The sequence below is a fragment of the Rhizorhapis sp. SPR117 genome (assembly GCF_021742065.1).
Window position 1 is genome coordinate 44,354 of sequence record NZ_JAKKIE010000013.1, and the last position, 21,226, is coordinate 65,579.

21 protein-coding genes are annotated in these 21,226 nt (G+C 62.5%); 13 read left to right on the plus strand and 8 right to left on the minus strand.

What is annotated here, in order from left to right:
• The first annotated feature begins 240 nt into the window (after positions 1-240).
• Positions 241-1,812 carry an efflux transporter outer membrane subunit gene (locus tag L3X40_RS07225; protein ID WP_237365026.1) on the plus strand — a complete coding sequence of 524 codons (1,572 nt, stop codon included), beginning with the start codon at positions 241-243 and terminating at the stop codon, positions 1,810-1,812.
• Positions 1,813-2,022: 210 nt separating this feature from the next.
• Here the strand turns inward: L3X40_RS07225 and L3X40_RS07230 are convergent, their stop codons facing one another.
• The 5 genes from L3X40_RS07230 to L3X40_RS07250 all read right to left on the minus strand — a co-directional run bounded on the left by L3X40_RS07230 (position 2,023) and on the right by L3X40_RS07250 (position 6,044).
• A complete protein-coding gene (locus tag L3X40_RS07230; RefSeq protein WP_237365027.1) occupies positions 2,023-2,667 on the minus strand; it encodes an RNA polymerase sigma factor in 645 nt (214 codons plus the stop codon).
• An 80-nt stretch (positions 2,668-2,747) separates the two neighbouring features.
• On the minus strand, positions 2,748-3,092 hold the full coding sequence (locus tag L3X40_RS07235; protein WP_237365028.1) for a hypothetical protein: 345 nt from the start codon (positions 3,090-3,092) through the stop codon (positions 2,748-2,750).
• Positions 3,093-3,343: 251 nt separating this feature from the next.
• Positions 3,344-3,766 carry a response regulator transcription factor gene (locus L3X40_RS07240; RefSeq protein WP_237365029.1) on the minus strand — a complete coding sequence of 141 codons (423 nt, stop codon included), beginning with the start codon at positions 3,764-3,766 and terminating at the stop codon, positions 3,344-3,346.
• Positions 3,767-3,874: 108 nt separating this feature from the next.
• On the minus strand, positions 3,875-4,495 hold the full coding sequence (locus L3X40_RS07245; protein ID WP_237365030.1) for a response regulator transcription factor: 621 nt from the start codon (positions 4,493-4,495) through the stop codon (positions 3,875-3,877).
• Positions 4,485-6,044, minus strand: a complete 1,560-nt coding sequence (locus tag L3X40_RS07250; RefSeq protein WP_237365031.1) for a PAS domain-containing sensor histidine kinase — start codon at positions 6,042-6,044, stop codon at positions 4,485-4,487. Before L3X40_RS07250 ends, L3X40_RS07245 begins: the two co-directional genes overlap by 11 nt.
• Positions 6,045-6,271: 227 nt before the next feature.
• Here L3X40_RS07250 and L3X40_RS07255 point away from each other — a divergent pair, with 227 nt between their 5' ends.
• Positions 6,272-7,063: a universal stress protein gene (locus L3X40_RS07255; protein ID WP_237365032.1), complete on the plus strand. Its 792-nt coding sequence runs from the start codon at positions 6,272-6,274 to the stop codon at positions 7,061-7,063.
• A gap of 13 nt (positions 7,064-7,076) precedes the next feature.
• Here the strand turns inward: L3X40_RS07255 and L3X40_RS07260 are convergent, their stop codons facing one another.
• The gene (locus tag L3X40_RS07260; RefSeq protein ID WP_237365033.1) at positions 7,077-8,111 is read right to left on the minus strand and encodes a hydroxyacid dehydrogenase; all 1,035 of its coding nucleotides are present in this window, start codon (positions 8,109-8,111) and stop codon (positions 7,077-7,079) included.
• Between the two features lie 285 nt (positions 8,112-8,396).
• On the opposite strand from L3X40_RS07260, the gene L3X40_RS07265 reads away from it, so the two are divergent.
• On the plus strand, positions 8,397-9,032 hold the full coding sequence (locus L3X40_RS07265; protein WP_237365034.1) for a c-type cytochrome: 636 nt from the start codon (positions 8,397-8,399) through the stop codon (positions 9,030-9,032).
• 130 nt (positions 9,033-9,162) lie between these two features.
• Entirely contained in the window at positions 9,163-10,446 is a 1,284-nt protein-coding gene (locus L3X40_RS07270; protein WP_237365035.1) for a type II restriction endonuclease, read from the plus strand.
• A 10-nt stretch (positions 10,447-10,456) separates the two neighbouring features.
• Here the strand turns inward: L3X40_RS07270 and copD are convergent, their stop codons facing one another.
• Positions 10,457-11,392 carry a copper homeostasis membrane protein CopD gene (gene copD / locus L3X40_RS07275; protein WP_237365036.1) on the minus strand — a complete coding sequence of 312 codons (936 nt, stop codon included), beginning with the start codon at positions 11,390-11,392 and terminating at the stop codon, positions 10,457-10,459.
• Between the two features lie 4 nt (positions 11,393-11,396).
• Entirely contained in the window at positions 11,397-11,780 is a 384-nt protein-coding gene (gene copC / locus L3X40_RS07280; protein ID WP_237365037.1) for a copper homeostasis periplasmic binding protein CopC, read from the minus strand.
• 135 nt (positions 11,781-11,915) lie between these two features.
• Between copC and L3X40_RS07285 the strand changes: the two genes are divergently transcribed.
• From L3X40_RS07285 to L3X40_RS07325, 9 genes are all read left to right on the plus strand, one after another.
• Positions 11,916-12,194, plus strand: a complete 279-nt coding sequence (locus L3X40_RS07285; RefSeq protein ID WP_237365038.1) for a hypothetical protein — start codon at positions 11,916-11,918, stop codon at positions 12,192-12,194.
• Positions 12,191-12,643 (plus strand): periplasmic heavy metal sensor, encoded by a 453-nt coding sequence (locus tag L3X40_RS07290; protein WP_237365039.1) that lies wholly within the window; start codon positions 12,191-12,193, stop codon positions 12,641-12,643. Before L3X40_RS07285 ends, L3X40_RS07290 begins: the two co-directional genes overlap by 4 nt.
• Positions 12,640-13,221 (plus strand): RNA polymerase sigma factor, encoded by a 582-nt coding sequence (locus L3X40_RS07295; protein WP_237365040.1) that lies wholly within the window; start codon positions 12,640-12,642, stop codon positions 13,219-13,221. Before L3X40_RS07290 ends, L3X40_RS07295 begins: the two co-directional genes overlap by 4 nt.
• A gap of 786 nt (positions 13,222-14,007) precedes the next feature.
• A complete protein-coding gene (locus L3X40_RS07300) occupies positions 14,008-14,457 on the plus strand; it encodes a DUF411 domain-containing protein (protein ID WP_237365059.1) in 450 nt (149 codons plus the stop codon).
• Between the two features lie 42 nt (positions 14,458-14,499).
• Entirely contained in the window at positions 14,500-14,856 is a 357-nt protein-coding gene (locus L3X40_RS07305) for a hypothetical protein (protein WP_237365041.1), read from the plus strand.
• 108 nt (positions 14,857-14,964) lie between these two features.
• Positions 14,965-15,243: a hypothetical protein gene (locus L3X40_RS07310; RefSeq protein WP_237365042.1), complete on the plus strand. Its 279-nt coding sequence runs from the start codon at positions 14,965-14,967 to the stop codon at positions 15,241-15,243.
• 144 nt (positions 15,244-15,387) lie between these two features.
• Entirely contained in the window at positions 15,388-16,614 is a 1,227-nt protein-coding gene (locus L3X40_RS07315) for a TolC family protein (RefSeq protein ID WP_237365043.1), read from the plus strand.
• Entirely contained in the window at positions 16,611-18,083 is a 1,473-nt protein-coding gene (locus tag L3X40_RS07320) for an efflux RND transporter periplasmic adaptor subunit (protein WP_237365044.1), read from the plus strand. The genes L3X40_RS07315 and L3X40_RS07320 overlap by 4 nt, the downstream gene beginning before the upstream one ends.
• The gene (locus L3X40_RS07325) at positions 18,080-21,223 is read left to right on the plus strand and encodes an efflux RND transporter permease subunit (protein ID WP_237365045.1); all 3,144 of its coding nucleotides are present in this window, start codon (positions 18,080-18,082) and stop codon (positions 21,221-21,223) included. The genes L3X40_RS07320 and L3X40_RS07325 overlap by 4 nt, the downstream gene beginning before the upstream one ends.
• Positions 21,224-21,226: the final 3 nt, after the last annotated feature.

The following is a 21,226-nucleotide window of genomic DNA, read 5'->3' on the forward strand; positions in this document are numbered from 1 at the left end:
GTCTGTCATTCAGGTCGCGGCCGATCCATCGCCGAACATTGGGCAGCGATCCTTTAGACGCCGCGCTCAGGCCGATATTACGGGGCCCGTGCGGATTCAATCGCTCGCTGTAATATTCGTGGGCGCAAACGCGTCATGAGCCTGGGAAGACGATTTCAGCGCTCGGCGGAACGTTGCCTTCCAAACCGTGCTGGATCGAGCAGAGCCAAAGCGGCCGCAGTCTGTTACACAAGGAAGCATATGCGGATTCAGGACCCAAGAGAGGGCAGGCTGGCAAGCGTGCGGACGCGTCGAAGCAAGACCGGCTGGCGCATCACTCACATGGCCCCGATCTCGGCGGCGGTTCTTGCGGCTCTTGCCCTCGGCGGTTGCGTTGTCGGACCCGACTTCCAGCCCCCGAAACCCGATGTCCCCGCAGCATGGTCCGCGTCAGGAGCCGGACCGGAGAGTAGTGCGATCACCCAAACCTTGCAGCAGCCCGAATGGTGGGCGGCCTTCAAAGATCCGACTCTTACCTCTCTTATAGACAGGGCCGCAACGGCCAATCCCGACTTGCGACTCGCCGCCTTGCGCATTCAGGAGGCCCGGGCCCAGCGTGCCGTCGTCGGCGCGGTAAGGTTGCCTTCGCTCAACGCCGCTGGCTCCTGGCAGGAACAGCGCCTCAGCGAGAACACGCCCACCGGCCGGCTTTTCGGGCTGGCGGGCGATATCCCCGGACTGGCAAACTCGCCGAGCGCTTCGGTGTCGAACCCCTATGGACAATTTCAACTCGGTTTCGATGCGGTCTGGGAATTGGATCTCTTCGGGGGAATCCGCCGCAGCATCGAAGCGGCTGATGCGGATGCGGCAGCGGCCATCGAGGATTGGCGCGGCGTGGAGGTAGCGCTTTTCGGCGAAGTGGCGCGCGCTTATATCGATCTGCGTGGCACCCAGCTCAAGCGTGCGGTTGCTAGGGAGAACCTAGCGACCGCACGCGATCTTCTCCGCATCGCAAAGCGAAGGCGCATTCTGGGGCTATCGAGCGAGATCGATGTCTCCCGCGCGGCGGCGCAGGCGAGCCTGATCGAAGCGCAATTGCCTCTCCTCGAGCAGCAGGTCGTTGCCGATATCAATGAGCTGAGCCGGCTGATTAACCGGGAGCCGGGCGCGCTCAGGACCGAGCTTGAATCCCCGCAACCGGTCCCGCCGGTCCCGCCTGAGATCGCAGTCGGCCTCCCCGCCGAACTCGTCTGTCGGCGTCCCGATATCAGGAGCGCCGAAAAACGCCTCCATGCCGCGACTGCTCGCCAGGGCGTGGCTATTGCCGACCGCTTTCCGCGACTGACCTTGACAGCCGCTGGAGGATATCAGGCGCAGGATCTGACCAACCTGCTTGATTGGGCGAGTCGATTCGGCGTGATCGGACCGCAGCTTGCGCTGCCGCTTTTCGATGCCGGCCGCCGCCGCGCAAAGGTCCAAGTGGCGACCTATCGTACGCAAGCCGCGACAGTGGACTATGGCCGCACGGTGCTTAATGCGCTGCACGAGGTGGATGGTGCTCTTACCGCCTATGCCGACGAACAGCAGCGACGCGCCTCGATTGTCGAGGCCGTGAGCCAGAACCGGGCCGCCGTTCGCCTGGCCCGCTTGCGCTATGAGAATGGCCTGGACAGCATTCTCGGCGTGCTCGACGCGGAAAGGACATTGCACGAAGGCGAGGCGTTGCTGGCAGACAGCACGACGGCGATCTCGATAAGCCTTGTTGCGCTCTATAAGGCTCTCGGCGGCGGATGGGATGGTTCGGAGAATGCAGTCAATTCCTGCGCGAATTGAACGCTCCAATTGCATTGGCGATCGACTATACCGCCTTGGGACTGGAAAACATCCCATCACGATCAAATCGGTTCTGACCGGACTTTCGAGTCGAACCGCTGCTCCTCAAATCAGCCGCAGAAGCGAAGGCGGTCTTCAAGGCAACGTTGAGACGCGGCGTCCACAGCAGGCGACTGAGTTCTGCTGACCCGCAGTGCCTATTGTTGGTCGCTATGCGCTGGCCAGCGCGAATGCCGGTGAGCAAGCCGTACGTCCCGAAGTGGGGGTAGAGGCGCCGAACGAGGCCGGCACTGTATCAATCGCATCGCGAAGTGCACGGCGCGCCCTATGGGCCCGAACCGTCAGATTGTTCACGCTTATGCCCAACTCTCGCGCAGCGTCTTCCTTGGGCTGGTTTTGCAGATCAAGCCGGTAGATGACATCCGCATATTCCTGCCTGATGTTCGACATCAGACCCATGATCGTGCCCACCGGATCTGGCAAGCTGTCCGTCAAGGACTCGTGCGGACGATCGTGATACTCCATCTCGAATGCCACCTCGCGCTGACAGCGGGTTCCCCGGCGACGGCAGAAATCGATCAGCGTGGTTTCGAACAAGCGCCGAAGCCAGCCATGGACCGCCTGGATATCACGCAATTGCTCGATGCGCTCCAAGGCCTTGAGCGCGAACGCCTGCACCACGTCATCGGCCGCGACCTCGTCGCGCAGCCGCCGCGCCGCCATGGCCCGGTAGCGCTGGCAGCAGCACGCCAGTTCCTTGCGCACAAGGCGCCGCTTCGTCTCACTTGCCTCTTCCCTACTGGAAGAGACGCTATCCTCGGCGTGATTTTCGTTGCCGGAACATGTATCGAACATGGCTATGCTCCCATCATGATTTGAACGGCCGTCCCGTTACGGCGCGGCCTGAGGGGCGTCGGACCGCAATAGGCAGCGCGTCAGTCTTCACCGCATGTCTCCCGCGACGAGTGCATCGACGGCGGAACGCCGGGGGAGGGGCCCCGCGGGAACTTCCAGAATGGTGACGGTTCCGCGGTCGACAGGGTTTGATCCATGCCGGCGAGCAGCATTTCTTGACGTTCCCGACCTACGCGCGCTCCAAGCATCCGCACGCCGGCATTCAGCGTCGTCAATATATTCCGAAGGTCATGAACAACATTTGGCATGATGCTGTTCAAGGCGTTCGGAGAATGTTCCATCGCATTGGAAGCAGACATGCGATACTCACGAGGTATCGCGCTATATTCTATTCCACGTCCGATAGAACTCGACTGCGCCAGCATGATGCCCTCCACTGATCTGATGGGAATGGGCTATCATGCGTTTCGGCCAGAAGGACTACGGGCGGTTACCTAATGCTGCCCATCATCTTATCGGCGGCGTCGTGATCGAAGCGCCATAGATTCCGGAAAGTCGCACGAACGGGAGTCCGGATAACCGCGATCGCAGATCTCGACCGGCAGTATATAACCGACGATGAAAGCCCTGCCTCAAGGTTTCCGACGAGGCAATTCGACAGGTGCTCCGGCTCCGGTCAGGACGCGCGTGTTGACCCGTCCTGCAGTGGCGGCTTGTCCAGGCACTGCGCGATCAGGTCGACCAGTTTCTCGTCGGTCAGGGGCTTTTCAACCAAAGCTGAAAATCCGGCTTCCAGCGCGCGCTTCTCCAGATCGTGCTGATAGCGTCCGGTAATGAGAATGGCGGTCCCCGGCCATCCGCTGGCGCGAAGCCGTGCAAGCAGCGTCAGCCCGTCCATCGAGGGCATCGAATAATCCGTGATCAGGCAATGGCTTTGCGCGCACGCCCGATCGGCCAGCAATTCGGCGGCCGAGCCGAAATCGTGGACGCTGAACCCGTGTGCGCGAAGGAGCAGCCCGACCGAGCGGCGCACCGCCTGGTCGTCGTCGACGAGCAGCACGCAGTGGCCTGCATCATCCTTCTCGTCCGTCCTGATCACCCGGCACGTCCCATCCAGTTTGTGTCGGCAACTCAAAAGCTGCCCTCTTTGATCTACGCCCGCCCCATGCCGGGCAGTATAGGTGCGATTCCTTAATGGGCGGGTGGCTTAAAGACTGGTGCCGAGACCGGCGGTCAGCGCGATGCGCAGGGCCTCGGGCAAAGTGTGCACGCCGAGCTTTTCCATCATATTGGCCCGGTGAATCTCCACGGTGCGCGGGCTGATCCCGTGAGCGAGCGCGATCATCTTGTTGGTCTGCCCGGCGGCCAGGCCCTCCAGGACGTCCCGTTCACGGGGCGTCAGCGTTTCAATGCGCGATATTGCCGCAGCCGCGGTCAGTCGCTGCACATCCGCCTGCTCGGCAAGGGCGAAGGCCTCCTCCAGAGCTTGCATGATCGTGACCTGCTCGAAGGGCTTCTCGATAAAATTGTGGGCGCCCTTGCGCATGGCTGTGACGGCGGTGCTGATGTCGCCATGCGCCGTCATCACGACAACCGGGAAATCCATCCCGGCGGCACGCATCCGTTCCAGCACGGCGATGCCGTCTATCTCGGGCATCCGCACATCCAGCAGAACACAGCCGGGCCGCAAGGATTCGGCAGCTTCGAGAAACGCGACGCCGGAGCTGTGACTTTCGACCGCATAGCCCTGCGTCCTGAGAAAGACGCTGGTGGAACGGCGAACCGAGCCGTCATCGTCGACGATATGCACTAGCCTCTCAACGGTCATCACTCTGCTCCAAGTTGTCCATCCGCGTCAACGTAAAGCGGAAGACCGTGCCTCCTTGCGGACCCGGCTCGGCCCAGAGACGACCTCCGTGCGCCTCGACGATCGTGCGGCATATGGAGAGGCCCACGCCCAGGCCATGCTCCTTGGTGCTGTTGAACGCCTCGAACAACCGATCGGCTATCTCGTCTGAAAGTCCGGTGCCGCTATCGGCGACCGCCAGCTCCACCTCCTCGTCGCTGCGCGCGCTGGTCGAAAGCACGAGCTCCCGGCGCTCGCATCCCTCCATCGCCTCGACCGCGTTGCGGATCAGGTTGAGCAGCACCTGCTGTATCTGCACACGATCGACGAGCACCAGCGACACGGCCGGATCGAGGTTCGTCTCGACCCGGATGCCGCGCAGGCTTGCGCCGGAAAGCGCAAGCGCCGCAGCTTCCTCGATCAATTTCGTGAGGCTGACTTTCTCCCGCTCGGTATCGCCTCGCGAAACGAAATCCCGGAGGCGGCGCACGATCTGACCGGCGCGCACCGCCTCCGCGACACCGTCGGCAAGCGCCTGTCGCGCTTCCGCCTGGGCATCTGGCCGGTCGGCTTCCAGAAGCGCCTGGGCGGCCATCGCGTAGCTGGCAACTGCCGTCAGGGGCTGGTTCAGTTCATGCGCCAGCGTTGATGCCATGGTTCCCACAGCGGACACGCGCGCGATATGGATCAGCTCCTCCTGGATATCCTGCAAGCGCCGCTCGATATCCTGCCTGGCCGTCAAATCCCGGATGAACCCCGTGAACAGCCGGGAACCATCGTCCCTCACGACTTCGCCGACCACGAGCTCCATCGGAAAGACGCCGCCATCACGCTTGCGGCCGGACACCACGCGGCCAAGGCCGATAATGCGACGCTCACCCGTTGTCAGATATCGGGCGAGGTAACCGTCATGGGCTTCGCGATGGGGCGAGGCGGCCAGCAGGCTGACATTGCAGCCCAGAACCTCGTTTTCGGCATATCCGAAAAGACGCTCCGCAGCCGTGCTGAATGACTGGATGATGCCGCGTTGATCGATAACCACCATTGCATCCGGCACGGTGTCCAGGATGGAGCGCAAATGCGCTTCCTGCGTCTGCAAGGCGGATAGCGCGCTCCGCCATTCGGTGATGTCGCGGACGACCTTGCCATAGCCGGCGATGCGACCGTTCGAGTCCCGCAAGGCATAAACCGTTACCTGCGCAAGGAACTCGGTCCCGTCCTTGCGGATACGCATTTCCTCTCCGGAATAGCGCCCTTGTGCGCGGGCGATCTCCAGGATCTGATCCGGCCTGCCTTCGGCAATCGCTTCTGCCGGATAGAGGAGCGACCAGTGGCGGCCGAGCATCTCATCCGCACCCCATCCCTTGATCTGCCCGGCGCCTTTGCTCCACAGCGTGATACGCCCCGCCTGGTCGAGCATGACAATGGCTTCGTCCCTGAGCTCGTCGATGAAATGCAGGACCTCGTCCGCTGTCGGGCCTGCCGACTTGCCTCCGCGCTCGGCAAACTGGCTGGGATCGTCTTTTTCCATCAGCCGCTTCATTCCCCCGATCTGTTAGCCTGACGACGCTGGTATCCTGGACGCAAGGACTCGCTCCTCATCGACGATGAGAACCCTCTCATGAGCTATACGCAGCCCAGGCGCGTACCCCTCACGGGGAGACGAAAAATATTCAGGATGCTGTAATCGCCGGCAGCCGGGAGCGTCTAACGGACGGCGTCGAACCTGTTGCCGCCATCGAACTAGGGGAACTTCGCGTGAAGAACATCCTACTGCACGTCCAGGACGACCCTGGAATGGAAGCCCGCTTCCAGACGGCCTTGTCGCTGGCGCGCCATCAAGGAGGACATCTGACCTGCCTGCAGGTGACGCCGACTCCCTATTTTCCGGCCGATGGTCCGATTTCACCGGAAACGTTCAATCTCTTCGTCGACAGCGTCGAGGTGCCCGCACGCGAGCAGCGCGCTGCTTTGGAAGCACGGCTGGGCAGCGATATGGTTTCCTGGGACTGGCGCGCCCGGAACGGGAACAGCGCAATCGAGATCCTCCGTGAAGCGCTGCTGGCCGATGTGATCGTCGCCGGTACAGGAGATGAGGCGCCGGACATTTCCACGGTCGGAGCGCTGGTCGTCCACGGCCATGTGCCGATTCTAGCCGTTTCAGGCGATGTATCGCAGTTCGACCCCGGCGGTCCGATCATGATTGCCTGGAACGGGAAGGCCGAAGCCGCCAATTCGGTTCGCCACAGCCTCCCGCTTATGAAGTCGGCCGCAAATGTCCATATCGCAACGATCACGGAACAACTGCTTGATTTTCCTGCTACCGATGTCGCGGCCTACCTCTCACGGCACGGCATTCATGCGGAAATACACGAGCGGCGAGCCGACCCATCGGTAGCAGAGGCGCTCACAGCCGCTGCCCGCGAGCTGGGGGCCTCATGCATCGTCATGGGCGGCTACGGCCATTCGCGGTACCGCGAGCGGATGTTCGGAGGCGTCACGCGCGCGTTGCTTCAGGACTGTCCGATCCCGTTGCTTCTGTCGCATTGACAGTCAAAGAGCTTCAAACGCTTGCTACACGGGCCTTCGCTGTGTCCGTCGCCACAAGGTTGACCGGATGGCCGGCGGCGAAGGCGCGTATGTTCTCGATCGTCATATCGATAAGCCGGCGAAGAGCGTCCTCAGTGTTATAGGCGACATGCGGCGTTATGAGGACATTGGGGGCGCTCGCCAGCACATGATGGGCAAGCAGCTCCTTGAGCGCATCGGTCCCCACATCCCGTCGACGAAAGACTTCGGCTTCGTCGCGGATGAGCGGCTCCTGCGGAAGAACGTCAAGGCCCGCTGCCCGTATCCTGCCGCTGGTGATCGCCCGCACCAGCGCATCGACCTCAACGATATTACCGCGCGCCGTGTTGATCAGGACGGCGCCCTTCTTCATCAGTGCGAATTCGGCATCGCCGATCATCCCCTCCGTGCGGGATGTCGCGGGCAGGTGGAGCGAGACGATATCGGCTTCGCCGAGAAGGGCGGCGAGGTCGACATAGCGAAAATCCAGGGCCTCTGCGACCTCCTTGCGAGGCGCGACATCATAGGCGACCACATTCATTCCAAAACCGCGGGCGATCCGGATAACGCATTGGCCGATCCGGCCCGTTCCGATCACGCCTATCGTCTTGCCGAACAGATCGAACCCGCGCAGATCGGTCTGATCGAAGTCGCCGTGCCGAGCTCTTTCGCTATAGGCAGGCAGATGGCGCGCCAGGCCCAACAACAATGCAAACACATGTTCGGCGACGGTCACATCGCCATAGCCCGGCACATTCGCGACAGCGATCCCCGCCTTGGCGCAAAAGTTCAGATCGATGTGATCATAGCCGGTCGATCGCGTCGCGATCAGCCTGAGATGAGGCATCTGGGCCAGAACCGGTATCGTCAATCTCGAATGCACGAAGACCGTTATGATTTCGGCGTCGTGATAGGCGGCGACATTGGTTTCGTCGAGCGCGCCCTCGGTGCAGGTGAACTCGATCTCTGATGGAAGAGCACGGCACGCTTCGGCTTCCCATGCCTCGGTTTCAAATACGACAAGCTTCATTGCCTACCTCTTGCCCGTTCGGGGAACAAAACGCAGCCCCGAATGTGGATCCGTACCGTCTCCACCACAGTGAGACGCCCGGTCAGGCCCATAGTTACAGGCCGATCCGAATTCGAAGGAGCTTCGTTCATCGAAAGCGTGCGCCGAACCGCCACCTTTTCCGACGCCGATGCAACTTTCTGCCGACGCCGACTGAGGGGTCGGGCCTTCCTGCGCGTATTGTCTTGAGGGGACCCTTGGCGGCGCCCCACGCACAAACGTGTTTCTTGCGGCGGAGGATGGCCAATGACGAGCTTGCGAAAAATCGATTTCCATCGGCATATGCCGAGCACGACATTCGTTGCCCTTGCCCTCCTGATCCTTTCCGGGCTGGGTGGTATCGCGATCTATCTCGGTTTGTACAACATCGCTGCCGACGCGCCGCATTACCGCTTTACCTATTGGCTCATTGAGAATCTCCGCGACCAGTCGATCGCGGCTCGGGCGCGTTCAATTAACCTCCCCAAGGATCTGGCGGACCCTCGGCGCATCACTGCGGGCGCCGGCCTCTACACCGAGATGTGCAGCAGCTGCCACCTGGCGCCGGGCATGGAAAAGACCGAAATCAGTCAAGGCCTCTACCCCCAGGCACCGGAACTCGCCCAGGTGTCGGACCATTCGCCGGCGCAGCAATTCTGGATCATCAAGCATGGTGTCAAGATGACAGCCATGCCGGCCTGGGGAAAGACACATGATGACAAGCTGATCTGGGACATGGTGGCCTTCGTCCAGCAACTCCCCAGGCTTTCACCCGCCCAATATCAGGCGATGATAGAAAGCGCGCCGCAGGATCATGATGCGATGATGCAGAACATGAACGAGCCTCAGAATGCGCCGCATGACGAAAACGGGCCGCATACCCACCATGACGCGGGACACTGACAACCGATGGATCAATAAAAGCCGTAAAATAATGGATTGAACTATGTCTTGGTTGCCACATCTGGACGCGGTCAGCTTGCACTGAAATATCATGTCCAAGCCATGACGAGTCGATCGGGGGATTATTGCTATGAACACGGGGCGCGATCTGGTCCGGGAACTGGTCGCGCGCTGGCGTGAGGATCCGGGCGCGACTTACCGAAGCTGGTTCCTCTGGCATGAGCGACTGAAGAATTTTCGTTCGATCCGGCGCGGAATCGCGCAAGTCGTCGCCGAGATCGAAGCCGGCCGGTTCGGCGTCGCCTATCGCGGTTCCTCGCTCGAGACGGTCGTGCATTCGGTGGCCGAGCAACGACAGATCTTCAAGGGTGCCGACCACGCGTTCCTCTGGAAACCGAAGCTTCGCATCCCGGACATATACGAAGATCGCGACAATCAACGTGCATTCGGTCGGCTGCTCCATCATTGCTCCTGCTGCGACAGCGCGGAGGAGATCATCGCCGGCATCCACGCAATCGACCGGTTGAAGATCAAGGGGCTGGGTCCGGCAGTCGCCAATCTTCTCTATTTCCTGCACCCAACGCTGGTTCCGCCGTTCAACACGGCTATCGTCAAAGGCTATAACGCGCTCACCGGCGCCAATGTGAAACTTGGAAGCTGGGAACATTTCCTGGCGATGCGAGCCGGCATCCTCGATCTCAATGACCGCTATCGCGATCTGCTTTCGAACGATCTGGGCGCGATCGGCGGGCTCCTGTTCGATGTGGGCTCTGGGCGCTATCCGCCGCCGCCTCTCGACGGCGCTCAGATGGGGGCAGGGGATTGGCTGGCACGGCTTGATCAAACACGGGAGCAAGCGCAAAAGCTCGATAAAGCAATGATCGCGCAAAATGAAAGCGATCGCAGTCACGCCGAGATCCAGGCATGGCTGCGCGATCTCGGCCTCGCGCTCGGTTATGACGTCTGGATCGCCGCGAACGACCGGGGAAGGGTTCATGACGGAATGCCGCTCGGAACCCATTGTCTCGATCATCTCCCCAATCCCATTGCGACGGCCGCGGGTGGGGATTCGATCCGGCTGATCGACGTGCTCTGGCTGGAGCGATCGCAAGCAAACGTAGCCGCCGCTTTCGAAGTCGAGCACTCGACCTCGATCTACTCGGGGATCGTTCGTATGCTCGATCTGGCGCTGAGCGGCGGGGACTTGCACGCGTCTGCCGGCTTGTTTCTTGTCGCCCCGGACGCGCGAGAAGCCGAGGTGCGCGCGCAGCTCCGCCGGCCGGCATTCAGCCGGGTCGGAGATCTCGACATTTCCTATCTGCCCTATGGCGAGCTCGAGCGCCACCGAGAGGCAATCGCGCGCTTCGGCACCGGTCTCAAGGCAATCAAGGCGATCGCCCATCGGCTACCCTGAGAGCCAAGGGCTATAGGCCAGATATTGGGGGCTCGAGCGTCCCGAGCCACGCGACCAGCCCAAGGATCACGAGCACGCAGGTGGTTTCGGTAAACAGGCTCTTGCGCAGCCCGTTCACGGCGGAAACGTGATCGCCGCAGGCGATAGCCTGCTCCAGGGCAGGGGTCATGTAGAAGCGATTGGCCGCCGCCAGTCCCAGCATGGCCGCGAACAACAACAACTTGACCAGCAGCAGCAGTCCATAGCGGGATTCCAATAGCGAACCGAAACGGTCTGGTCCGACGAGAAGCCAACTGTTCACCGCTCCCGTCAGAACCAGTAGCACGACAACGACGGTTCCAACCACCGCGAAGCTCGCCAGCGCGCGATGCGAGAATTCGACATGGGCGCGCGTCATGCGGCTATGAGGCCGGAACAGAAGAGTGGTGAGCGCGAGCAGCGCCGCCACCCAGATACCCGCAGCGAGCAAATGAACGATATCGGCGCCGAGATGCACCAGCCCGATCGATCCCTCGTCCATTGCGCCATGCCCCGCCCAGACCAAACTCGATAGCGCTACCGCTCCCAGTGCCGAGAGCGCCCACATCCAACTTGTGCCGGAACTGCGCCGACCAAAGGCCACCACGAGAAACAACAGCAGCGCTCCGATGCGGACGAACCAAGCCGTGCCGACAGCCGTTCCGGCGGCCACCAAGCGCAAGGCAGCAAGGTCGACTTCGGCAAGCGTCACGCCGCTCATCGAAGCGGCAAGGGCCGCGAGCGAGACGCCCGACAGGAGGAAGCCAATGAAAGCCGCTCCGCCCAGAAGCCCGCGCAACGTGGCGGCCGCCTCGGAAGACCGTTCCACGCCGCGCAGGCCGTATAATGCGAATAGCGGCAAACCGAAGACGAGCATCAAGTCGAGGTAAAGCGCAAACCTGATAAGGATAGCCGCCGCATCGGACACGAGCTCACTGTACCTTGAAGCTGAGGCTGCCGTTGACGCGATGGGTGTCCGTGGTGACGGCGTGCCAGTCCAGCTTGTAAGTGCCCGTGTGAAGCGCGGCTTTCGGGACAGCGACGAGCGTCTTGCCGTCGGCGCCGACGCTGGCATCGACTGCGACCTTCATTGGGGCCATCTTCATGCCCGGCATTTCCGTCATGGCGAGCTCCACCCCCGAGAATTGGCCCACCAGCGCTTCATTGAAATGCAACTCGATCCTGGCTGGCCTCTCCACGGTCGCATTGGCGGCGGGGCTGGATGAGACCAGCCTGGGATGGGCCTGGGCCGCAGTTCCTGCAAGAAGCGCAACTGCAAAACCGGCGGTGATCAGCGATGTACGGAATTTGGCCATGACTTACTCCATTGGGGTCAACGAAACCTGATACGCACGCCGCTCGATAATCCCTCACTTTCCGTGGCAGAAAATATTATGTGAGGGCTTGAGACCTGCCGCGCGTATCAGTCAGTGAAAAGGTGGAGAAAGACGATGCCCGAGGATCTTGACGCCCTGCTGATGCGGCTTGCGGCTGCTCCCGCCCATCCAGATCTCGCGAGGATGGAGGAACGGGTGATGGCGAAGATCGCGAGCATGGCCGCGCGCCCCGAAATGGCGCATCCTTTCTGCTTTGGCGCGGTCGCAGCGGCACTTGCGCTGGTGATGGGGATCGGCGGTGCCGACCTGGCAAAGGAACCGGCGCCGACGCTTGCGGCCTTTACTGCATCACACCCACTTGCTCCATCGACCTTGCTGGCAAGTGCGCAATGACCATTTTCTCGAAGCGGACCTTCCTTCTCGCCCTCATTATCGCCCTTTTTGCATTCCTGGCGGCACTGGCAGGCGTCTTCGTGGGCCGCGAATTGTTCGGCGATCGCCAACATGCGGACGGTCTCCACGAACTTCTCCATGAACGCCTCGATCTCGATGCCCGCCAGCACGCGCGGCTCGAAGAGATCGAAGCGCGCTTCGCGGTCCGCCGCCGCGCGATCGAACTCGAATTGCGCGCTGACAATGCCCGTCTCGCGGATGCCATCCAGGCCGAGCATGGCAACGGCCCGCAGGTGCGGGCAGCTGTCGACAAATCGCATGCGGCAATGGGCGAGCTGCAGAAGGAAACGCTCGCCCATATCTTCGAGATGCGCGAGTTGCTGCGCCCCGATCAGGCCGCCAAGTTCGACCATGCGGTGACACGCGCGCTCACCAATGACGAACGGTGAGCCTTGACCTCAAAGCCTGCACGGACGGTGAGCTCGCCGCCTTGACGCTGGCGGGCCGGCAAGCGGCCTTTGCAGAACTCATGCGGCGTCATCAGGCCGCCATCTACCGTATAACCCGGGCGCATGTCGGCGATGCTGACGAGGCGCTCGACCTCGTGCAGGACTGCTTCACAGCTGCCTTCACGGCACTAGGCCGCTATCAGGCTGACAGGCCGTTTCGGCCCTGGGTTGCGCGGATCGCCATCAACAAGTGCCGCGACTGGACTCGCCGCCAGACGATACGCAACTTCTTCGGCCGCGCGCAGCCGCTTTCCGAACACATGACCGACACAATCGCGGATCCCGCGCCCGGGCTCGACGCCATCCTTGCCGGTCGCGAAGATCTGGAGCGGCTCTGGCAAGCAATCGCTCTGCTTCCTTCGGCGCTGAAGGAACCGCTCATCTTGCGTACGGTTGAAGGACTCTCTCAGGCAGAAGCCGCGGCGGTACTGTCGATCACCGAAAAGGCCGTCGAGACGCGGCTTCATCGCGCGCGCGCGAAGCTGGCGAAGAGTCTGGCCTTCAGCGATCATGGTTGATCGGGCGCGGGTGGATATGCGGGCAGATCAGCTCTACCCTGGAACGGCACCGGCCTCCGCCCGTGGTGTCCATAGCCGTAGTCGCCCACATCGAGCTGCAGGAGGCAGTTGGAATATTGCTCGGTCCCAGGCAAGAAACCATAAGTGACACACGCCGAACGGTGACGGGCGAGCATCTCCTGGCGGCTTATGCACGCCGAAAGAAATAGGCTGCCCAAGATGACTATTGCAAAAGTTGCCGCAGGATGCCGATACATTGCATACTCCTCTCCATTCATCGGAACGCTCAGTGCTGGTTTAAGTCTTGTGGCGATGGCACCCAGCAAGCGCCCATGCTTCCAAGCAGGCACGGGACAGCGAAACCTGCGCCGACCGGCATGAAAGATCCTTCTGCCTTAGATACGCACCGGCTTGATCTATCCCTCGCCGGTGAGCGTCTGACGCGAATATTCTTCCGGAATCAGGCTGTAATGGCACCACCACATCGTGCCGCGGGTGAAGCCGGTCCCGAAATTGAACGAACCAAACGTCCTTCAGGTCGGTCGTACCTTTGGTTCTCACGCGTTGTCATGGTCGGAACTTCCGTCCGGCTCCCGCTATGCGGGAAACCTGATTCAGCCTGCTGAAGCCAACGGGTGCGTGCAGCGGTTCGGCCTCTCAACAGGCTCAGGATTTTTCTTGAGGGATCGATCCTGGCCGCACGTATTGGGATGTGGAAGCAGCTCCCGTCTCACGGTGGACGCGAGGTGAAAAGCTCGCCGGTGACTGGAAACAGGTGTGACGAAAATGAGAACTGGACCACTGCTTGCCGCCCTTCTCGCGCTGGGGGTGCCATCGCTTGCGGCGGCAGCCGAAGTCATAGTTGTTCACCGCGATCCGGGTTGCAGCTGCTGCGAGCAATGGGCGGCGCAAATCCACCAGCAGTTCGGACGGCGCGTCACGCTCATCGACGATCGAGGGCGATCGACCTTCCGCCTGGCGCATGGTGTACCCGCACGTCTTGTCTCATGCCATACGGCGATCGTCGACGGCATGGTCTTCGAAGGCCATGTACCGATATCGGATATGAAGCGCGTTCTCGCACAACGACCTCGTGGAGTGCAGGGCCTCGCCGTCGCCGGAATGCCTCTCGGATCGCCGGGAATGGAAGTGCCGGGGCAGCGCGCTCAGGCATTCGACGTTGTCGCATTCGGCTCCGGCGGTGAAAAGGTCTACGCACATCATGGCCCCCAGTAATATTATTGCGGCAAATCGAAAGATCGATTAGGCAAAGATGCTGTGAAACGCATCCTTCAAATCTTGCTGCTGTTCGGAGCCTTGCTTGGCCTATTCGGCCAGCAAGCCGCCTATGCGACGGGCCCGGGTGCGGTCATGATGCCTGCCGCCGCTTCCCAGATGAGCGCCGACTGCATGGAAATGATGCAACAAGGCCGGCAAGAGCCTGGCAAAATGCCGTGCAAGGGGCTTACGCTCGACTGTATCGCCGCGATGGGCTGCACGATCCCACTGTTCGCCGTACCTGAACCGGGCTCGCTCGGCGGGTCGCTGCACACACGGCAGGTGCATTTCCTGCCCGCCATCCGTCAGCTTGCCGGCCTGTCGACCGGACCGGAGCCTCCTCCGCCTACTGCCTGATTTGAATGTCACGGCCTGCTTGCCCGATTTTCATACGGGCAGAGCGTGACTGCGCTTGGCAGTCGTCCATGTAGGCCCTTTCCAACATTCAATTCAGGAAGATGAATCATGAAGACTATATTGTTTGGCGCGGCCGTTGCCGCCCTCTCGCTTGGCCTTGGCTCGACTCCGGCTTTCGCGCAAGCGGATGCTTCTCCGTCCGGCGGCCATTATGAATGGCGCGAGGTTCCGCAATTCGGGCCGCGCGCTACCGGCCCGGCACACAAGCGTGTCTGGGTGGCAGAAAATGCGCAGATGGCCAATTGCGACTGCGAGATGATGAAGATGAGCGCGCATGACTGCATGAAGCCCATGCATGACGGCAGCGCTACACCGTCGGCCGACTGAAGCGAGCTTCCTGGCCGATACCGATAAATACAAGGGCCAGGCGCGTGGCGCCGGCGAGGGATCCCTCACCTTCGCCGGCGCCCGTTTGTCCGGTTACCGCTGTATTTGGAAATCGGTCTGGTTGCTGCCACTCAGGAGAAATTCATGCGAATGATAGTTTTGGCGCCGCTGCTTGCGGCGGTCCCGGGAGCTGCGCTGGCTGAGCCGCTGACCTTCGATGCAGCGCTGGAGCGTGCGTCGCGAGAGGCACCGTCGCTTCATGCGAGAGCGTTCGAAGTGGAAGCGCGCCGGTCGAGCGCCACGGCCGCGGGCCAATTGCCCGATCCGAAGCTCGGGGTTGGCATAGATAATTTCCCCGTCTCCGGTCCGCCCGCCTTCAGTCTCACCAGAGAGAACATGACGATGGAGCGGATAGGCATCGAGCAGGAGGTTCCCAACCTTGCCAAGCGGCACGCCGCGCAGGGCCGCGCGCGCGCCGATATCACGGCAGCCGATGCGCAAAGCGCGGTTACACTGTTGCAAGTCAGGGTCGCAACGGCAGCGGCGTGGATCGATCTCGCCTACGCCCAAAGACGTCTCGACACGATGGACAGAATTCTGGGGGAGTTGCGTCCGCTGGTCTCCACCTCACCTTCTGCGGTTGCCTCGGGTTCCGCGCGACCGGGGCAGAGCCTCGACGCAGAGCGAGCGTTGGTCGAACTGGAAGACCGACGCAGCGCAATCGAGGCCGAGGTCGGCAGCGCCCGAGCGGAGCTCTCCCGCTGGACGGGCGACGACGATCCTGAGGCTGTCGGCCCGGCCCCACAGCTTGTCGTGACGCCGGCGGAACTGCGCGCCAGCCTGGCGCAGCATCCCGACCTGCAAATGGCAGGAGCGAAGGTCCGGCAAGCGCAGGCAGATACAGAACTGGCGCGTGCGGAAAAGCGCCCCGACTGGGGGTTCAATGTCGCCTTTCAGCGACGCGATCCGCAATTCGGCAACATGGTGTCGGTCGGCGCGACCATGACACTGCCTATTTTTCCCGGCCGGCGTCAGAATCCACGGATCGAGGCGGCCGCTTCCGAGGCGGCGGCGGCGCGCGCCGAGCAGGAGGATGTTCAGCGTGCCCTGGAGGCAAATCTGAAAGCAGGCCTTGTAGAGCATCACATGCACCATGAGCAATGGATGCGGGCGCGCGACACACTACTGCCGTTGGCGCGCAAGAAGGCGGCGCTTGAGACGGCAAGCTATGCCGCTGGCCGCGCAGGGCTTCTCGATGTCGTCGAGGCGGAGGCCAGCCTTGCCAGTACCGAACTCGACACGCTCGATCGCGAAGCCGCCGTGGCCCGTCACGCGACGCGTCTGGTACTGACCTATGGAGGCAGTCAATGAAACTGGAACTCTCATCCCGCAAGCAACTCACGCTTGCAGCTGCGGTGCTCGCCCTTATCGCCGGGGGCGCCGGTTACGGAATTGCCTCATTTGGCGGCGACGAACCGACAACCGAGGCGACGCAAGGCGATCGCAAGGTGCTCTACTGGTACGACCCGATGGTTCCCGGCCAGCATTTCGACAAGCCGGGCAAATCGCCGTTCATGGACATGGAGCTCGTCCCCAAATATGCCGGTGAGGCAGGCGATGAGGCAGGCGTGCGCATCGATCCCGCGCTGGTCCAGAGCCTGGGGTTGCGCACCGCCGAGGCGCATCGCGGAACGCTGGGTAGCGGCCTGACTGTCACCGGCACGATCGGTTACAACGAACGTGACATCGCCATCGTCCAGCCGCGTGCGAGCGGCTTTGTCCAGGGCACCTATAACCGCGCGCCCGACGACGTGATCGGCGCGGGCGCACCGCTCGTCGATCTCCTCATTCCCGATTGGGGCGGCGCGCAGGAAGAGTATCTCGCCGTGCGCCGCACGGGCGACCAGGCGCTCGCCAGCGCCGCGCGGCAGCGGCTGGTCTTGCTGGGCATGCCGCCGTCCACCATCGCAGCGGTCGAACGGAGTGGAAGGCCCCGCACCGTCATCACCATTGCCTCGCCCATTGCCGGCACGATCAAGTCCCTGGCCGTCCGGCCGGGCATGAGCGTGATGGCCGGCCAGACGCTCGCCGAGGTCAATGGGCTCGGCACGGTCTGGCTTGACGCCGCCGTGCCCGAAGCGATGGCGGCGCAGGCACGGCCCGGCAGACCCGTTACGGCGATCCTGACAGCCTTTCCCGGCGAGACATTCCCGGGGCAGGTGCGCGCGATCCTCCCGCAGGCGCAGACCGAAAGCCGGACTATCACCGCGCGCATCGAGCTTGCCAATCGTGGGGGACGGTTGCGGCCAGGCATGTTCGCGACCGTGAACTTCGCAGGCGCGCCACGTTCCGCGCTGCTCGTTCCGTCCGAGGCGGTCATCCGCACCGGGAAGCGTGCGCTGGTGATGCTCGCGCTGGACAAGGGTCGCTATCAGCCAGCCGAAGTGAAGACCGGCCTGGAGGCGGACGGCCAGACCGAAATCCTCGCCGGGCTTTCCGAGGGCGAGAAGGTCATTACTTCAGGGCAGTTCCTCATCGATTCCGAGGCCAGCCTGTCGGGAATGGACGTGCGGCCGATCGGTGGTGCACCGTCGCCCCAGGCAGCCAAGCCGAAGACCTATACGGCGAGCGGACGGATCGAGAAGATCGCGCGGGACAGCGTCACGTTGAACCACGGCCCCGTCGCTGCCTTGAACTGGCCGTCCATGACCATGCGCTTCCGGCTTGCCGATCTTGCAGCAGCGCGCGGGTTCAAGGTGGGTGACAGGGTGCGCTTCACCTTCGATCAGCCGCCCGAAGGCCCAACGGTGCGCTTGATGACGCGGGAGACGGGCCAATGATCGCCCGGCTCATCCATTGGTCGGTCCAGAACCGCTTCTTCGTAGTCCTGGGCGCACTGGTGCTCGTTTTCGCCGGGCTCTGGGCGGTGCGAACCACACCCATTGACGCGCTGCCGGACCTGTCGGACACACAGGTCATCATCCGGACGAACTATCCGGGGCAGGCTCCCCGCATCGTCGAGGACCAGGTCACCTATCCGCTTGCCACCACCATGCTCTCGGTGCCGGGTGCCAAGACGGTGCGGGGCTACAGTTTCTTCGGCGACAGTTTCGTCTATGTGATCTTCGAGGATGGCACCGACCTCTATTGGGCGCGCAGCCGCGTGCTCGAATATCTCAATCAGGTGCAGGGCGGGCTGCCGGAGACGGCCAAAAGCGCCATCGGACCCGATGCGACCGGCGTTGGCTGGATCTATGAATATGCGCTGGTTGATCGGACAGGACGCAACGATCTGTCCCAGCTCCGCTCTCTGCAGGACTGGTTCCTTCGCTATGAACTAAAAACCATTCCCGGCATCGCCGAGGTCGCCAGCGTCGGCGGCATGGTGAAGCAGTATCAGGTGGTGCTCGATCCGGTGAAGCTGGCCGGCTACGGCATCACGCACAGCCAGGCGGTGGAGGCGATCCGGCGCGCCAATCAGGAAACGGGCGGCTCGGTGTTGGAGCTGGCCGAGGCCGAATATATGGTCCGCGCCTCGGGCTATCTGCAATCGCTCAACGACTTCCGCGCCATCCCGCTGCGCACGGCCGCCGGCGGCGTGCCCGTAACCCTAGGCGACGTCGCGACGATTCAGCTCGGCCCTGAAATCCGGCGCGGTATCGCCGAGCTCGATGGCGAGGGCGAAGTGGCCGGCGGCATCGTCGTGCTGCGCCAGGGCGCGGACGCGCGCAGCGCGATTTCTGCTGTTCAGGCAAAACTCGAGGACTTGAAGAAGAGTCTGCCACCGGGCGTCGAGATCGTCACCACCTATGACCGCTCGCAGCTCATCGACCATGCCATCGAGAATCTGACGCACAAGCTCGCCGAGGAGTTCGTCGTGGTTGCGCTGGTCTGCGCATTGTTCCTCTGGCACGTGCGCTCTGCCCTGGTAGCGATCGTGACGCTGCCGCTTGGTGTGCTCGCCGCCTTCATCGTGATGCGCTTCCAGGGCGTTAATGCCAATATCATGTCGCTGGGCGGCATCGCCATCGCGATCGGCGCGATGGTCGATGCCGCGATCGTGATGATCGAGAACGCGCACAAGAAGATCGAGCGCTGGGAGGCCGATCATCCGGACGAACATCTTGATGGAACGAAGCGTTGGATCGTCATTACCGAAGCCGCGATGGAGGTTGGCCCGGCGCTGTTCTTCTCGCTGCTGATCATCACGCTGTCCTTCGTGCCCATATTCACGCTCCAGGCGCAGGAGGGGCGGCTGTTTTCGCCGCTCGCCTTCACCAAGACCTATGCGATGGCCGCCGCCGCGATCCTGTCGGCGACGCTGGTGCCGGTGCTGATGGGCTGGCTGATCCGAGGGAAAATCCCGTCCGAACAGGCCAACCCGGTCAACCGGGTTCTGACACGCGCCTATCGCCCGGCGATCGACTGGGTTCTGAAGCGGCCCAAGGCAACGCTCATCATCGCCGCGCTGGTTCTCGCAACCACGGTCTGGCCGCTTTCACGCCTCGGCGGAGAATTTTTGCCCGCGATGAACGAAGGCGATTTGCTCTACATGCCATCGGCACTGCCGGGCCTGTCCGCCGCCAAGGCATCCGCGCTGCTCCAGCAGACCGACCGGATGATCAAGAGCGTGCCCGAGGTGGAAAGTGTGTTCGGCAAGGCGGGGCGCGCCGAGAGTGCGACCGATCCCGCCCCGCTCGAAATGTTCGAGACCACCATTCGCTTCAAACCGCGCGATCAGTGGCGGCCGGGGATGACACCCGAGAAGCTGGTGGAGGAACTCGACCGTGCGGTGAAGGTGCCCGGCCTTGCCAATATCTGGATCCCGCCGATCCGCAACCGCATCGACATGCTCGCAACCGGCATCAAGAGCCCAATCGGGGTCAAGGTTTCTGGGCCCGATCTTGCCGAGCTCGATCGCATTGCCCATGATGTAGAGACGGTAGCCAAAAAGACGCCTGGCGTCAGTTCTGCCCTTGCCGAGCGACTGACCGGGGGGCGCTATGTCGATGTGACCATCGACCGCGCCGCTGCGGCCCGCTTCTCTCTTAACATCGCCGATGTGCAGGAAATCGTCTCGGGCGCGATCGGCGGCAAAAATATCGGCCAGACGGTCGAAGGGCTGGCGCGCTATCCGATCAACGTGCGCTATCCCCGCGAAATCCGCGACAGCCTCGGCGAACTGCGGGCGCTGCCCATCCTCACGCCTTCGGGTCAGCAGATCACGCTCGGCACAATGGCTGGGCTCAAAGTGACCGATGGACCACCCATGTTGAAGACTGAGAACGGCCGGCTCTCGACCTGGGTCTATGTCGATGTGCGCGGACGTGACCTCGCCTCGGTTGTCGATGATCTCAGGGCTGCGGTGGCGAAGGATGTCAAACTCTCGCCCGGCGTCTCGATCGCCTGGTCGGGCCAGTTCGAATATCTGGAACGCGCAACCGAACGGCTGAAAATCGTCGTGCCCGCCACGCTGGCGATCATCTTCGTGCTGCTGTTCATGACCTTCGGCCGGCTCGATGAGGCCACGCTGATCATGGGCACGCTGCCGTTCGCGCTCACCGGCGGCTTCTGGCTCCTCTACCTGCTTGGATACCATCAGTCGGTTGCGACGGGGGTCGGGTTCATCGCGCTCGCAGGTGTCGCCGCCGAATTCGGGGTCGTCATGCTCATCTATCTCAAGAGTGCCCTGGCGGATCGCGGTGAAAATCCGACGGCGGAGCAGGTCGCAACAGCGGTGCGCGAGGGGGCGCTGCTGCGTGTACGCCCCAAGGCGATGACGGTCGCCGTGATCATCGCCGGCCTGCTGCCGATCTTCATCGGTTCGGGCGCGGGCTCGGAAGTGATGAGCCGGATCGCCGCGCCGATGGTCGGCGGCATGCTGACCGCGCCGCTGCTTTCCATGTTCGTCATCCCCGCCGCCTATCTGCTGATGCGGCAGCGAAATGCCAAACCCAACCCTCAACCCGATCAACACTGAAGG

Bases quoted from the DNA above. Each gene is read 5' to 3' on its own strand.
- L3X40_RS07225 (WP_237365026.1), top strand. From the start codon at position 241: ATGCGGATTCAGGACCCAAGAGAGGGCAGGCTGGCAAGCGTGCGGACG.
- L3X40_RS07230 (WP_237365027.1), bottom strand. From the start codon at position 2,667: ATGTTCGATACATGTTCCGGCAACGAAAATCACGCCGAGGATAGCGTC.
- L3X40_RS07235 (WP_237365028.1), bottom strand. From the start codon at position 3,092: ATGCTGGCGCAGTCGAGTTCTATCGGACGTGGAATAGAATATAGCGCG.
- L3X40_RS07245 (WP_237365030.1), bottom strand. From the start codon at position 4,495: ATGACCGTTGAGAGGCTAGTGCATATCGTCGACGATGACGGCTCGGTT.
- L3X40_RS07250 (WP_237365031.1), bottom strand. From the start codon at position 6,044: ATGGAAAAAGACGATCCCAGCCAGTTTGCCGAGCGCGGAGGCAAGTCG.
- L3X40_RS07260 (WP_237365033.1), bottom strand. From the start codon at position 8,111: ATGAAGCTTGTCGTATTTGAAACCGAGGCATGGGAAGCCGAAGCGTGC.
- L3X40_RS07265 (WP_237365034.1), top strand. From the start codon at position 8,397: ATGACGAGCTTGCGAAAAATCGATTTCCATCGGCATATGCCGAGCACG.
- L3X40_RS07270 (WP_237365035.1), top strand. From the start codon at position 9,163: ATGAACACGGGGCGCGATCTGGTCCGGGAACTGGTCGCGCGCTGGCGT.
- copC (WP_237365037.1), bottom strand. From the start codon at position 11,780: ATGGCCAAATTCCGTACATCGCTGATCACCGCCGGTTTTGCAGTTGCG.
- L3X40_RS07285 (WP_237365038.1), top strand. From the start codon at position 11,916: ATGCCCGAGGATCTTGACGCCCTGCTGATGCGGCTTGCGGCTGCTCCC.
- L3X40_RS07290 (WP_237365039.1), top strand. From the start codon at position 12,191: ATGACCATTTTCTCGAAGCGGACCTTCCTTCTCGCCCTCATTATCGCC.
- L3X40_RS07300 (WP_237365059.1), top strand. From the start codon at position 14,008: ATGAGAACTGGACCACTGCTTGCCGCCCTTCTCGCGCTGGGGGTGCCA.
- L3X40_RS07310 (WP_237365042.1), top strand. From the start codon at position 14,965: ATGAAGACTATATTGTTTGGCGCGGCCGTTGCCGCCCTCTCGCTTGGC.
- L3X40_RS07315 (WP_237365043.1), top strand. From the start codon at position 15,388: ATGCGAATGATAGTTTTGGCGCCGCTGCTTGCGGCGGTCCCGGGAGCT.
- L3X40_RS07320 (WP_237365044.1), top strand. From the start codon at position 16,611: ATGAAACTGGAACTCTCATCCCGCAAGCAACTCACGCTTGCAGCTGCG.
- L3X40_RS07325 (WP_237365045.1), top strand. From the start codon at position 18,080: ATGATCGCCCGGCTCATCCATTGGTCGGTCCAGAACCGCTTCTTCGTA.